Origin of the sequence: Rhodococcus sp. NPDC060084 (assembly GCF_042730335.1) — a bacterium.
Lineage (GTDB): Bacteria > Actinomycetota > Actinomycetes > Mycobacteriales > Mycobacteriaceae > Rhodococcus.
The window spans coordinates 16937-29812 of record NZ_JBHWWX010000028.1 but is presented as its reverse complement, the minus strand read 5'-3'; the positions used below and the strand labels follow the sequence as shown (position 1 = coordinate 29812).

Annotated in this window: 9 protein-coding genes; 6 read left to right on the top strand and 3 right to left on the bottom strand. The window is 68.5% G+C overall.

Annotation, left to right across the window (positions count from 1 at the left end; genetic code table 11):
* Positions 1 to 49: 49 nt before the first annotated feature.
* Complete coding sequence (locus tag ACFWBU_RS14905) at positions 50 to 925, top strand: type IV toxin-antitoxin system AbiEi family antitoxin domain-containing protein (RefSeq protein ID WP_169652228.1); 876 nt, start codon at positions 50 to 52, stop codon at positions 923 to 925.
* A 49-nt stretch (positions 926 to 974) separates the two neighbouring features.
* Here ACFWBU_RS14905 and ACFWBU_RS14900 read toward each other — a convergent pair whose 3' ends face one another.
* Positions 975 to 1529: a GtrA family protein gene (locus ACFWBU_RS14900; RefSeq protein ID WP_378528631.1), complete on the bottom strand. Its 555-nt coding sequence runs from the start codon at positions 1527 to 1529 to the stop codon at positions 975 to 977.
* On the opposite strand from ACFWBU_RS14900, the gene ACFWBU_RS14895 reads away from it, so the two are divergent.
* The 4 genes from ACFWBU_RS14895 (at position 1528) to ACFWBU_RS14880 (ending at position 6164) form a co-directional block, all read left to right on the top strand.
* Positions 1528 to 1905 (top strand): VOC family protein, encoded by a 378-nt coding sequence (locus ACFWBU_RS14895; RefSeq protein WP_169620765.1) that lies wholly within the window; start codon positions 1528 to 1530, stop codon positions 1903 to 1905. The two genes, ACFWBU_RS14900 and ACFWBU_RS14895, sit on opposite strands and share 2 nt — an antisense overlap.
* A 47-nt stretch (positions 1906 to 1952) precedes the next feature.
* A complete protein-coding gene (locus ACFWBU_RS14890; protein WP_378528615.1) occupies positions 1953 to 3377 on the top strand; it encodes an FAD-binding protein in 1425 nt (474 codons plus the stop codon).
* Entirely contained in the window at positions 3377 to 4138 is a 762-nt protein-coding gene (locus tag ACFWBU_RS14885; protein WP_169620767.1) for a decaprenylphospho-beta-D-erythro-pentofuranosid-2-ulose 2-reductase, read from the top strand. Before ACFWBU_RS14890 ends, ACFWBU_RS14885 begins: the two co-directional genes overlap by 1 nt.
* 145 nt (positions 4139 to 4283) lie before the next feature.
* Positions 4284 to 6164, top strand: a complete 1881-nt coding sequence (locus tag ACFWBU_RS14880; protein WP_378528630.1) for an arabinofuranosyltransferase — start codon at positions 4284 to 4286, stop codon at positions 6162 to 6164.
* Here ACFWBU_RS14880 and ACFWBU_RS14875 read toward each other — a convergent pair.
* Positions 6142 to 6570 carry a DoxX family protein gene (locus ACFWBU_RS14875; protein ID WP_378528614.1) on the bottom strand — a complete coding sequence of 143 codons (429 nt, stop codon included), beginning with the start codon at positions 6568 to 6570 and terminating at the stop codon, positions 6142 to 6144. The two genes, ACFWBU_RS14880 and ACFWBU_RS14875, sit on opposite strands and share 23 nt — an antisense overlap.
* Positions 6571 to 6650: 80 nt before the next feature.
* Positions 6651 to 9428, bottom strand: a complete 2778-nt coding sequence (locus tag ACFWBU_RS14870; RefSeq protein WP_378528613.1) for an FAD-binding and (Fe-S)-binding domain-containing protein — start codon at positions 9426 to 9428, stop codon at positions 6651 to 6653.
* A 121-nt stretch (positions 9429 to 9549) separates the two neighbouring features.
* On the opposite strand from ACFWBU_RS14870, the gene ACFWBU_RS14865 reads away from it, so the two are divergent.
* Entirely contained in the window at positions 9550 to 12837 is a 3288-nt protein-coding gene (locus ACFWBU_RS14865; protein WP_378528612.1) for an arabinosyltransferase domain-containing protein, read from the top strand.
* Positions 12838 to 12876: the final 39 nt, after the last annotated feature.

Sequence of the window (12876 nt, the reverse complement as noted above, 5' to 3'; positions counted from 1 at the left end):
AGACGGGGAGTACGGGAACCTCCCACCGGCACGCCGCGTCGAACGAGACATGAACCGCACAGAGATCCACGCCGTCATGGCCCAGCAGGACGGAGTGATCACCCGCACCCAGGCACTCCGATGCGGCATGAGTTCGACGTCGGTGAGCCGGACCGTCGGGACCGGTGAATGGCTCACCCTCGTACCCGGCGTCTACCTGCGTTCCGACCGCGAGCGCACCGCGGGCGTCGAACTGCGTGCGGCGGTGTACGGAGCCGGGGCCGAGGCGGTCGCGTGGGGTCCGAGCGCCGCGTGGTGGCACGGACTGCTCGATCGCCCACCGGCCCGTCACTACGTGACCGTTCCCCACCACCGGATACGGTCGTGCACGCGATCGACCCGCGTGCGACGACGGGACCTGCACTGGAAGGACACCGTGGTGGTCCGGAGCCTGCCGGTGACGGCGTTGCCGCTCACCGTGCTCGAAGCCGCAACCGAGATGCCGAGTGGGTCGGTGCTCATGGATCGCGCGTTGCAGCGGCACACGTCGCTCGACGTTCTCCAGCGGGTCCACCGCAGAAACTCCGGGCGGCACGGCGCCCGCGCCGCGTCACGCCTGCTGTGCTCGGCAGGCGACGGCGGGCATTCGGAAGCCGAGCGCATCCTGCATCGGCTCCTGCGCGACGCGGGTCTGACGGGCTGGCGCGCGCACGCGTGGAGCTGCGGGTTCGAGATCGACGTGGTCTTCGAGGCGGGCCGGGTGGCAGTCGAAGTGGACGGGTGGGCATGGCACCGCGACGCGCATCGTCAACGCCGGGATGCCGAGCGGCAGAACGTTCTGGTCAATGCCGGGTGGCATGTCCTTCGGTTCACCTGGCACACGCTGGTCGAGGACCCGGACGGGGTTATCCGGCAGATACAGGCGGCCCTGGACCGCCGCCGCTGAAAAGCTTGGTCGGAAAGTGCCCGCTCAGCGGGCAACAACTCACCCGAGTTCAGCGGATGCGGAAGATCACCAGACGCTGCACGGCGAAGTTGATGACGGTCGCGGTGCCCTGCGCGACGACGAACGCGAACGGGGTGACCCACCACTCGTTCCCGAGCGAGTCGTTGAGCACGCCGTTGATGCCGACCTGCGCGGCGAACGTCACGGCGTACAGAGCCACGACCGCGGCGAAGCGCACCTTGCTCGGCTCCGCCTTGAACGTCCACCGCCGGTTGATGAGGTACGCGGTGGTTGTGCCCGCGACGAACGAGAGCGCCTTCGCTCCGTCGCGGGTGACGCCGAGCGCCATGAGCAACACGTACAGGCCGTAGTCGACGACCGCCGACAGGCCACCCGTCAGCACGAACCGCACGAGTTGCGTCTTGAGCGACAGCGCGTCGTCGGCCGTGGAATCGGTCAACGGCAATTCCGGGGCCAGCGGTGCGTGGTGTTCCGGCAACGGCTGCACGTGGTCATGGGGTTCGGGCACGCAGACGAGGGTAACGCCCCCGACCGAACCGACAGTTGACCTCGAGTCCGCTCGAGGTTGCACCCTCGGATACATGAGCATCGCGCTGAACCACACCATCGTCCACGCGACCGACCCGAAGGGATCTGCCGTCCTCCTCTCGGAGATCCTCGGTGTCGGATCGCCGACCCCGTACGGACCCTTCTTCGTTGTGCAGGTGGACAACGACGTCTCCCTGGACTTCATGGCCGACGCACACCCCGTCCGGTCGCAGCACTACGCCTTCCTTGTCGGGGAACAGGAGTTCGACGAGATCCTCACCCGGATCAAGTCACGTGACCTGGAGTATTGGGCCGATCCCGCGCATCGCCACAGCGGGGAGATCAACACCCGCGACGGGGGCCGCGGCGTCTACTGGTCGGATCCCGACGGTCACAACCTGGAGATCCTCACAAAGCCGTACGGGGGGTAACCCTGCTCTTGCAGTGCCGTGCGGTCACGCGGGTAGCCTTTGTCCTGATGTCCACGACAGCTGCAGAGCAGGCGAGTGAGCCTCTCCCCACCCAGACCCGCACCCTGACCGGCTGGGGGCGCACCGCGCCGACCACCGCAGAGGTGCTCACCACACCCGATGTCGAACTGATCGCGCAGGCAGTCGCGCGAGTCGCGGAAGACAACGAGTCCAAGCCGGCGCATCTGCGCCGTGGCGTCATCGCGCGCGGTCTCGGCCGCTCGTACGGCGACCCGGCCCAGAACGCGGGCGGGCTCGTCATCGACATGACGGCACTGAACAAGATCCACAGCATCGACCGCGATTCGCGGCGTGTCGTGGTGGACGGCGGTGTCGACCTCGACCAGCTGATGCGGGCGGCTCTGCCGTTCGGCCTGTGGGTACCGGTCCTGCCGGGAACGCGCCAGGTCACCGTCGGTGGCGCCATCGGCTCCGACATCCACGGCAAGAACCACCACAGCGCGGGCAGCTTCGGCAACCATGTGCGTTCCCTCGAACTGCTCACCGCCGACGGGCAGGTCCGCACCTGCACCCCCACCGGCCGCAACTCCAAGTTGTTCTGGGCGACCGTCGGCGGCATGGGCCTGACCGGCATCATCCTTCGCGCGACCATCGAGATGACGCCGACCGAGACGGCGTACTTCATCGCCGACAGTGCGCGCACCGAGAGCCTCGACGAGACCATCGCGCTGCACAGCGACGGTTCGGAGGAGAATTACGACTACTCGAGCGCGTGGTTCGACGCGATCTCCGCGCCGCCCAAGCTCGGGCGCGCCGCGGTGTCGCGCGGTTCCCTCGCCACGCTCGACCAGTTGCCGAAGAAGTTGCAGAAGGATCCGCTGCGCTTCTCCGGGTCGACGCTGCTGACGTTCCCCGACGTCTTCCCGAACGGTCTGGCGAACAAGTTCGACTTCTCGATCGTCGGCGAGCTGTACTACCGCAAGACCAAGAACGCGACCGGCCAGATCCAGAATCTGACGCAGTTCTACCATCCGCTCGACCTGTTCGGTGAGTGGAACCGGGCGTACGGATCCAAGGGGTTCCTGCAGTACCAGTTCGTGGTGCCGCCCGAGGCCGTCGAGGAGTTCAAGAAGATCATCCGCGACATCCAGCGGTCGGGGCACTACTCGTTCCTCAACGTGTTCAAGCTGTTCGGTGAAGGCAACAAGGCGCCGCTGAGCTTCCCCATGAAGGGGTGGAACGTCTGCGTGGACTTCCCGATCAAGGACGGCCTCAACGAGTTCGTTCGCGAACTCGACAAGCGGGTCCTCGAATTCGGCGGCCGCCTCTACACCGCGAAGGATTCGCGCACGTCTGCCGAGACGTTCCACGCGATGTACCCGCGCATCGACGAGTGGCTCAAGGTGCGCCGCTCGGTCGACCCCACCAATGTCTTCGCTTCCGATATGTCCAGAAGGTTGGAACTGCACTGATGATCAACGCCGTGGGTAACCCCCAGACCCTGCTGCTGCTCGGTGGCACCTCCGAGATCGGCCTGGCGATCGTCGAGGAGTACCTGCGCAAGGCTCCCGCCCGCGTGATCCTCGCGGCGCTGCCCGGCGACTCCCGCCGCGAAGACGCCGTGAGCCAGGCGAAGGCCGCCGGTGCCACATCGGTCGAGCTCATCGACTTCGATGCGCTCGACACCGCCGGCCATCCCGCGGTCATCGACCGGGCATGGAGTGGCGGCGACGTCGACGTGGCGATCGTCGCGTTCGGCCTTGACGCGGACGCCGAGACGCTCTGGCAGGACCAGCGCAAAGCCGTGCAGGTCGTGGGTGTCAACTACACCGCCGCCGTCTCGGTGGGCGTGCTGATCGGCCAGAAGATGAAGGCACAGGGCTTCGGGCGCATCATCGCGATGTCGTCGGTGGCCGGTGAACGCGTCAAGCGTGCGAACTTCGTCTACGGCTCCACGAAGGCCGGACTCGACGGCTTCTACCTCGGCCTCGGCGAAGCGCTGGCGAAGTTCGGGCCCCGCGTCACGGTGGTGCGTCCCGGTCAGGTGCGCACCCAGTTCAGCGCCCACGTCGACGAGGCACCGCTGACCGTGAACAAGGAGGACGTCGCGAAGCTCGCGGTCGCCGCGTCCGACAAGGGCAAGGAGATCGTCTGGGCACCGGGCACCTTCCGGTTCGTGATGATGGTGCTACGTCACGTCCCGCGCGCGATCTTCCGCAAGCTGCCGATGTAGGAGTCGCAGGAGAGCCCGGCAGCCTGCACCCGTCCGGTATGTCCGCGCGCGTTCACTAAGCTCGGCAATCGTGACCGACGCGCCCGTGAGCTCCCCCGCCCTTCCCGTCGCTCCGTTCCGTCGGATCGCGGCCACCGCAGGCGCCATGGTCGCCGCGGTGGTCGTGGCGGTGCTCGTGTCGTCCGTCGGGTTGTTCGCCTTCGGCCGGGTGCAGTGGCCGGCGTTCAACTCGTCGAACGTCACCCAGGCGGTGACGACCGTCATGCAGGTCGCGGCTCTGGCAGCACTGGGCTTGTCGATCTTCCTGCTGCGTCGCCGCAAGTTCGTGAGGGGCGCGCGGGTCCTGTCCTGGGCGGCACTGTCCGGCCTGGTCACCGCCACGCTCGGCATGCCGCTCGCCGCGACCCGCCTCTATCTGCACGGCATCTCCGTCGACCAGGAGTTCCGCACCGAGTTCCTGACGCGCCTGACCGACAGTCCGGCCCTGCGCGACATGACGTACGCAGACCTGCCGCCGTTCTACCCCGCGGGGTGGTTCTGGATCGGTGGACGGGTGGCGAACGTTCTGGGCATGGACGGCTGGGAGGCGTTCAAGCCGTACGCGATCGCGTCGATCGCCGTCGCGGCGGTGCTCGCTCTGGTCCTGTGGTCCGAACTCGTCCGCTCCGACCTGGCCGTGCTCGCCGCGACGGCCACGACCGCCATCGTGCTGGCCTACGGATCTCCGGAGCCGTACGGCGCGGTGATCGCGCTGCTGCTCCCGCCCGCTCTCGTGCTCGCGTGGGGTGCCCTGTCGCCGGTACGCGGCCCCGGCGACGACGGACGCCGCGGACACGGCCGGCAGGGGTGGGGCGCGGCCGTCGGAACAGGCGTGTTCCTCGGTGTCGCCGCCACGTTCTACACGCTCTATCTGGGGCTCGCGGCGTTCGCGGTGACGGTGATGGCGGTCGCCGCCGCAATCCTGGCGCGCCGCTCCGGAGGGTCGTGGCGGGCCGCCCTCCCCGTGTTGACGAAGTTCGCCGCGATCGCCGCCATCGCGATGCTGATCGCGTTGATCGTGTGGGCACCGTTCCTCGCCGAGGTCGTCGGCGGCAACTCCCCGTCCGGTTCGGGCACCGCGACGCACTATCTGCCCGAGGCCGGCGCGCGCCTGCCGCTGCCGATGTTCCACGCCTCCCTGGTCGGGTTGCTGTGCCTGCTCGGCACCGTGTGGCTGATCGGCAGAGCCACGTCGTCGCGTCGGGCGCAGGCCCTCGGGCTCGGTGTGGTCGCCGTCTACCTCTGGTACCTCGCGTCGATGGCGTTCACCGTCCTGGGCAACACCTTGCTGGCGTTCCGGCTCGAGGTGATCCTGCTGGTGCTTCTCGGAGCCGCGGGTGCGTTCGCGTTCGTCGACTTCTCCCGCTGGATCAGCTTGGCCACCAGCGACAATCCGCGGGTACGCACGGTCCTGGTCGCGGTGGGCGCTCTGGGTGCGCTGGCCTTCGCGCAGAACATCCCGCAGGTACTGACCAACGAGATCAACCTCGCCTACAGCGACACCGACGGCAACGGCGAGCGTGCCGAACAACGACCGCCGGGCGCGGCGTCCTACTTCGGGGAGGTCGACGACGTGCTCACCTCCCAACTCGGGCCGGAACGCAGCGACTGGGTCGTTCTCACCGCCGACACCTCGTTCCTTGCCTACTACCCGTATTTCGGCTTCCAGGCTTTGACGTCGCACTACGCGAATCCGTTGGCGGACTTCGCGGCTCGCGCCGCCGCGATCGAGAGCTGGGCCGAACTCGGGTCCGCCGACGAACTGATCGCTGCGTGGGACGAGTTGCCGTGGCGAGCCCCCGACGCCATCGTGTTCCGGCAGAGCGCCGAGGGCTACACACTGCGCCTGGCCGAGGACGTGTATCCGAACGACCCGAACGTGCGTCGCTACACGGTGACCTTCCCCGAGGAACTGTTCGACGACCCGCGCTTCGCGGTCACCGAGGTCGGTCCGTTCGTGGTGGTCACGCGCGCCGCAGGGGCATAACGGCCCGGACGCCGGCGTCGCGCAGGTACAGGCCTCCCCAGACGAAGATCCCGGCGTAGATCGGGAACAGGGTCGTGCTGAGGATCGGCTGTTCGGTGAGCATGTTGGTCGCGACCGCGCCGCCGAGGTACCCGGTGATCAGCACTGCCCCGAGGATCGACGTGACCGGTACGACGTACAGCACCAGGCTTGCGAGCAGGACGGCCCCGATGACCCTGTTCAGGCTCGGGTCGAAGCCGAGTTCGGCCATTGCGTCCTTCACCTGCGACGTGTTCATCAGATGGATGACCGAGTCGAAGAGCAGGAAAAGCACTACCAGTGCGGTGACGACCAGCCCGGCGATGCGAGCGGGCTTCGACACAACGGCGTAGTCGGTGCGCTGAACTGATTGCGAGGTGGTGGTCATGAGAGTCTCCCGGGATCGATGCGGTGTCACATATCGGTTGTGTCCCTACATCGACCCGCCCCGGGCCGGGAATTCATCGTTTACGGGAGACGCGACGCCAGAAGTTCCGCGAGATGTGTGCCGCGGCGTGAGGTGAGATCGCCGATCTGGGTCCGACACGAGTATCCGTCGGCGAGCACGACGGTGTCGGCCGACGCGGCCTCGACTGCCGGGAGAAGCTGTGCGCCCGCCACCGCGACGGAGACGTCGTAGTGCCCGCGTTCGACGCCGAAGTTCCCCGCGAGGCCGCAGCACCCACCGAGCCGCTGCACCTGCGCGCCTGCGGTCCGCAGCAGCGCGGCGTCGACGCCCCACCCCATGACAGCGTGATGGTGACAGTGCGGCTGGGCGACGACCGTGGTGCCGTCGAGTGACGGCGGCGTCCAGTCCCCGAGGAATTCGGCGAGCGTGGAGGTACTGTCGGCGACGATCCGGGCCGGTTCGGAGCCGAGCATCTCGACTGCATCCGAGCGCAACACCGCGGTGCACGACGGTTCGATCCCGACGATCGGCGTTCCGATACGAAACAACTCGGAAATGGTGCGTCCCAATATTTTTCGAGCAGTTCCGAGCTGACCGGTGGTGATCCACGTCAAGGCGCAGCACTGCTGCTCCTCGGTGATCAGCACGCGGTGCCCGGCAGCTTCGAGTACCCGCACCGCGGCCACGCCGACTTCGGGGGTGAAGTACTCGGTGAAGGTGTCGACGAACAGCACCACCGGGCGCCCGCTCCGGGACCGCTGCGCAGCGGTGTCGGCGAACCAGCGACGAAACGTGCGGGGCGCGAAGGCGGGGACGGTGCGGCGCCGGTCCATGCCCGCGAGCGTGAGTCCCGTTGCGGCGACTCCCGGTATCCGCGTGAGGTTGTTGACCAGCCGGGGTGCGCGGGATGCGAGGGCCGCCCAGCGCGGTAGCCGGCCGAGACTGTAGTGCGCGACAGGACGGAGCCTGCCCCGGTAGGTCTGATGCAGCACTTCGGATTTCCACGTGGCCATGTCCACGCCGGTGGGGCAGTCCGACAGACAGCCCTTGCACGACAAGCACAGATCGAGAGCGTCGTGCACTTCCTTCGACCGCCACGAGTCGGTGACGAGCGTGCCGTTGAGCATCTCCTGCAGCGCCCTGGCCCGTCCGCGGGTGGAATCCTTCTCCTCGCGGGTTGCCTGGTAGGACGGGCACATCACGCCGCCGACAGCGGTGGTGTCGGCGCGGCACTTGCCGACACCGGTACAGCGGTGGACCGCCTGCGTGAAGTTCCCGCCGTCGTCCGAATACCGGAAACCCAAGTCGACGTCCACTTTTCGCGCGGCGGGCACTCGCAGATCGAGGTCGACGGGGCGCGGGTCGACGAGCACCCCGGGATTGAGGACGTTGTCGGGGTCGAACACCGACTTCACGGCGCCGAACAGTCGGATCGCAGCCGGGGAGTACATCAGTGGGAGCAGTTCGCTGCGGGCCCGGCCGTCACCGTGCTCGCCCGACATCGACCCGCCGTAGTCGGCGACGAGGCGGCCCGCCGCGAAGAGGAACTCACGGAACAGGCCGGGGACCTCGAGCGGCACATCGAGGCGGATGTGAATGCATCCGTCGGCGAAATGCCCGTAGGGATAGCCGGTGATGCCGTAACTGTCCGTCAGTTCCTGGAAGTCGCGCAGATAGCTCCCGATGCGCTCCGGCGGTACGGCGGCGTCCTCCCACCCCGCGTGCGCGGGCAGACCCTGCGGGCTCCGCGCGGACAACCCCGATCCGTCCTCCCGGATCCGCCACAGCGCGTCCGCCCGCACCTGATCGTCCACCTGCAGCGTGTCCACCGCCCCCGATGCCGTCGCCAGTCCCCGCGCGCGCTCACGGACCTCGTCGGGATCGTCGCCGGCCAACTCGACGAACAACCATGCGGCGCCGCGCGGCAACGGCGGCACCGCCTGCGGTCCACGACGGGAACGGACGACGTCGACGATCCGCGAGTCGAGTCCTTCGCACGCCGTAGGCCGGAAACACAGCAACGTGTGGGCCGCATTACCGGCAGCAACGATGTCCGGATACCCGAGCACCACCATCGTGCGTACGCGCGGATCCTCGACCAGGCGGAGCGTCGCCTCGGTGGTGATGCCGAGCGTGCCCTCGCTGCCGATCAGCAGGCCGCGCACGTCGAACCGGTTCTCGGGCAGCAGACATTCGAGCGCATAGCCCGACACCTGGCGGCCGAATCGGCCGAACTCGGTGCGGACCGTGGCGAGGTCACGGGCCACGATCTCGCGCAGAGGTTCGAGGATTCCGTCGGTGCCGGGCAGCGACAGCGGGTGCCCGCTTCCGGTGAGGACCTCGAGCGCCACCACATTGTCGGAGGTTCGGCCGTACCCGAGTGCGCGGGCACCACACGCGTTGTTGCCGATCATCCCGCCGACGGTGCAGCGGTTGTGGGTGGACGGATCGGGGCCGAACCGGAGTCCGTACGGCGCGGCGGCCCGTTGCACGTCGGTCTGCACGACACCCGGTTGCACGCGGGCCGTACGCGCGTCCGGATCGATCTCGAGCACCCGCCCGAGATGGCGGGAGAAATCGAGCACCACACCCGGCCCGACGGCGTTGCCCGCAAGCGATGTGCCGGCGCCGCGCGACGTGAGGGGCACGCCCTCCCGGCGGCACACGTCGAGAACGGCCGCAACCTCGTCGACCGATCGTGGACGGACCACGGCCTGAGGCGGCACGCGATACAGCGAGGCATCGGACGAATACATGGCGCGGGCTGCGGTGTCGTCACAGACCTCGGCGATCCCGGCCGCCCGCAGCGCGCGTCCGATCGGCGTCGCTGTGTCCATGGTGTCCGATGCTAGTGGGGGTCGGTGGCGCACCGGACGGGGTCGGAAGAACCCGCCACGCCGACCGCACCTTCCGGTGTCGCGGCGAACACAGCGGCACCCTCGCATAGCATCGGGCCTTGTGCCTGCCGAAACCCGAGCGCCCGAAAACGCCCCTTCACCCGATCCGACGACGCAGTTCCGCACCGCGCGCGTAGTCGCGATCGTGACGGGTCTGCTCGCTTTCGTCCTGGCGCTGAGTGTCCCGTTCCTCCCGGTCCGGCAGGAAGCGACCAGCCTCGCCTGGCCCCAGAACAACTCGCTCGACAACCTCGAGGCGCCGCTGGTCTCGTACACCCCGCTGTCGCTGCGCGTGAGTGTTCCGTGTTCGGCAGCAGAGTCGCTCGGGGAAGACGGCGGGACGCTCGTGTCGACCGTTCCCCCCGGCGCGCCCGACGCGACCGACACCGCGCTCGTCATCAGGGCCGTCCCGGGCACGGACGGCAACCCCGGTGCGATCGAAGCGGTGCTGCGCAACTCGGTGCTGGTGTCCACTCCGCTCGACACACCGTGCACCGCCGTCACGGTCGCATCGAATGCGGAACTGACCGCCGCCGAGGTCGTGGGCGCGGACCCGCGGCTCGCCGTCGAGGTGGAGGGCGATTCCCGGCCCCAGATGGTCGGCGTGTTCAGCGACCTGAACGGATCTGCCACGGCACTGACCTCCGGTGCGGACACCGAGAGGCTGTCGGTGCGCGCCGACCTCGACACCCGGTTCACGTCGACACCCACGCTGATCAAGTTGGCCGCGATGATCCTGTGCGTCCTCTCGACGGTGATTTCTCTCGTCGCGCTGCATCGCCTCGACAGCGTGGATCGGCGGCGGGCCCGCCGCTTCTTCCCCTCCCACTGGTGGCGATTCACGATCGCCGACGGCGTGGTCGTCGGGACACTGCTCCTGTGGCACGTCATCGGTGCCAACACCTCGGACGACGGTTACATCCTCAACATGGCCCGGGTATCGGGCGACGCCGGCTACATGTCGAACTATTTCCGGTGGTTCGGTGTCCCCGAAGCGCCCTTCGGGTGGTTCTACGACGTCCTGGTGCTGATGTCGCAGGTGTCGACGGCCAGTATGTGGATGCGGCTGCCCGCGCTCGTCGCGGCGATCCTGTGCTGGATGGTCATCAGCCGGGAAGTCATCCCCCGGCTCGGCACCGCGGTCCGGCACAGCCAGGTGGCGCTGTGGACCGCCGGACTGGTCTTCCTCGCGTTCTGGCTCCCGTACAACAACGGCCTGCGTCCCGAACCGATCATCGCGGTCGGCGCCCTGCTGACGTGGTGCTCCATCGAACGCGCGATCGCGACCGGCCGCATGCTCCCTGCCGCGATCGCGGTCCTCATCGCCGCATTCTCGCTCGCGGCCGGACCCACCGGCGTCATCTGCGTCGCGGCACTCATCGCGGGCGCCCGCCCCCTCGTGAAAGCCCTCGTGGCGCGCCGCCCCCTCGTGGGATGGGCGCCGCTCGCCCCGCTCCTCGCGTCGGGCACCGTCGTACTCGTCGTGGTGTTCGCCGATCAGACTCTCGCGTCGGTGCTCGAAGCCACCCGCGTGCGCTCCGCGGTCGGGCCGAACGTGCCCTGGTTCGACGAACGGCTGCGCTGGGACGCGCTGCTGACGGTGTCGCCGGACGGCTCGGTCGCCCGCCGATTCGGCGTGTTCGTGATGCTGCTGTGCCTGGTCGTGTGCGTCATGCTGATTCTCCGCAAGGGCCGCATCCCCGGGACCGCGATCGGACCCTCCCGGCGCATCCTCGGCATCGTCTTCGCGTCCCTGCTCCTCATGATGCTCACCCCGACCAAGTGGACGCATCACTTCGGTGTCTACGCCGGGCTCGCGGGATCGATCGCCGCGCTCGCCGCAGTCGGCGTCGGGGCGGTGGGCATCCGGTCCGCCCGCAACCGGGCCCTCTTCACCGCGGGCGTGCTGTTCGTCCTGGCGATGGCGTTCACCGGATCCAACGGCTGGTGGTACGTCTCGAGCTTCGGTGTTCCCTGGTGGGACAAGCCGCCGTCGATCTCCGGGTACGCGTTCTCCACCGCACTGCTCGGCCTCACCGTGGTCGCGCTGATCGTGGCCGCATGGTTCCACCTGCGTGAACCGTTCGTCGCGCCACGACCCGAACGCAACGGACGAATGAAGGCACTCGCCTCCGCGCCGCTCACTCTCGTGGCCGCAGGAGTGGTGCTGTTCGAGGTCCTGTCGTTGATCAAGGGCGCGGTGGCGCAGTATCCGGCGTACTCGATCGCGCAGTCCAATCTGTCCGCCCTGCGCGGCGACAGTTGCGCCCTGGCCAACGACGTTCTCGTCGAGTCCGACCCGAACGCGACGATGCTCTCGCCGCTCGACGGATCGGTCGCCGACGCACTCGGTGCCGGGACGTCGACCGGATTCACACCCGACGGTGTCGCTTTCGACCTCACCGCCGACGCCGAGACCTCCACGACAGGTGGCGCGAACACCGTCGACTCCGAAGTCGGTGGCACCACCACCTCGACGGGTGCGGGCACCGGCGGTGGACGAACCGGCAACCAGGGCGTCAACGGCAGCACCGTCCGCCTGCCGTTCGGGCTCGACCCCGCGACCACGCCGATCCTGGGCAGTTACCGGACCGGGGTGCAGCAGGCCGCCGCGCTCGAGTCCGGCTGGTACGTCCTTCCCGAACGCACCGAGGACACCCCGCTGCTCGTCGTCACGGCGGCCGGCCGGGTCCACTACGTCGACCCTGACGGTGTGATCACCCCCGGACAGGACGTGCAACTCGAGTTCGGTGCCACCTCGGGTGGCGAAGTGTCGCCGGTCGGCCGGGTCTCCCCCATCGACATCGGCCCGTCACCGTCGTGGCGCAACCTGCGTGTGCCCACCGACGCCATCCCTGCCGACGCGGACGTCGTCCGGATCGTCGTCGACGACGGCAACCTGGCTCCGGACCAGTGGGTCGCGGTCACACCGCCGCGCATGCCGCGCCTCGACACGCTGAACGAGGTCGTCGGTTCGCAGGCTCCGGTTCTCATCGACTGGTCGGTGGGCTTGGCCTTCCCGTGCCAGCGGCCCTTCGGTCACCGCAACGGCATCGCCGAGGTCCCGGAGTTCCGCATCCTTCCCGACCGGGTGGGTGCCGATGCGACGAACGGCTGGCAGGACGACATCGGCGGCGGCCCGCTCGGCTGGATACCGCAGCTCCTGGCCGCCGAGACCATCCCCACCTACCTGAACCACGACTGGGATCGCGACTGGGGTTCGCTCGAGCGGTACCGCCCGATCGACCCCGACGCGACGGGTGCGGTGATCGACACCGAGGAGGTCACGCGGTCCGGTGTGTGGAATCCGGGACGTGTCCGTGACGGGGTGCCTGTCCTGCTGGAATGAGGGCGTGTGCCGTCACACGTGGGCTGCCGATACCATCGG

Coding starts and splice junctions, on each gene's coding strand:
- ACFWBU_RS14905 (WP_169652228.1), top strand. CDS start 50: ATGAACCGCACAGAGATCCACGCCGTCATGGCCCAGCAGGACGGAGTG.
- ACFWBU_RS14890 (WP_378528615.1), top strand. CDS start 1,953: ATGTCCACGACAGCTGCAGAGCAGGCGAGTGAGCCTCTCCCCACCCAG.
- ACFWBU_RS14885 (WP_169620767.1), top strand. CDS start 3,377: ATGATCAACGCCGTGGGTAACCCCCAGACCCTGCTGCTGCTCGGTGGC.
- ACFWBU_RS14880 (WP_378528630.1), top strand. CDS start 4,284: ATGGTCGCCGCGGTGGTCGTGGCGGTGCTCGTGTCGTCCGTCGGGTTG.
- ACFWBU_RS14870 (WP_378528613.1), bottom strand. CDS start 9,428: ATGGACACAGCGACGCCGATCGGACGCGCGCTGCGGGCGGCCGGGATC.
- ACFWBU_RS14875 (WP_378528614.1), bottom strand. CDS start 6,570: ATGACCACCACCTCGCAATCAGTTCAGCGCACCGACTACGCCGTTGTG.
- ACFWBU_RS14895 (WP_169620765.1), top strand. CDS start 1,528: ATGAGCATCGCGCTGAACCACACCATCGTCCACGCGACCGACCCGAAG.
- ACFWBU_RS14900 (WP_378528631.1), bottom strand. CDS start 1,529: ATGTATCCGAGGGTGCAACCTCGAGCGGACTCGAGGTCAACTGTCGGT.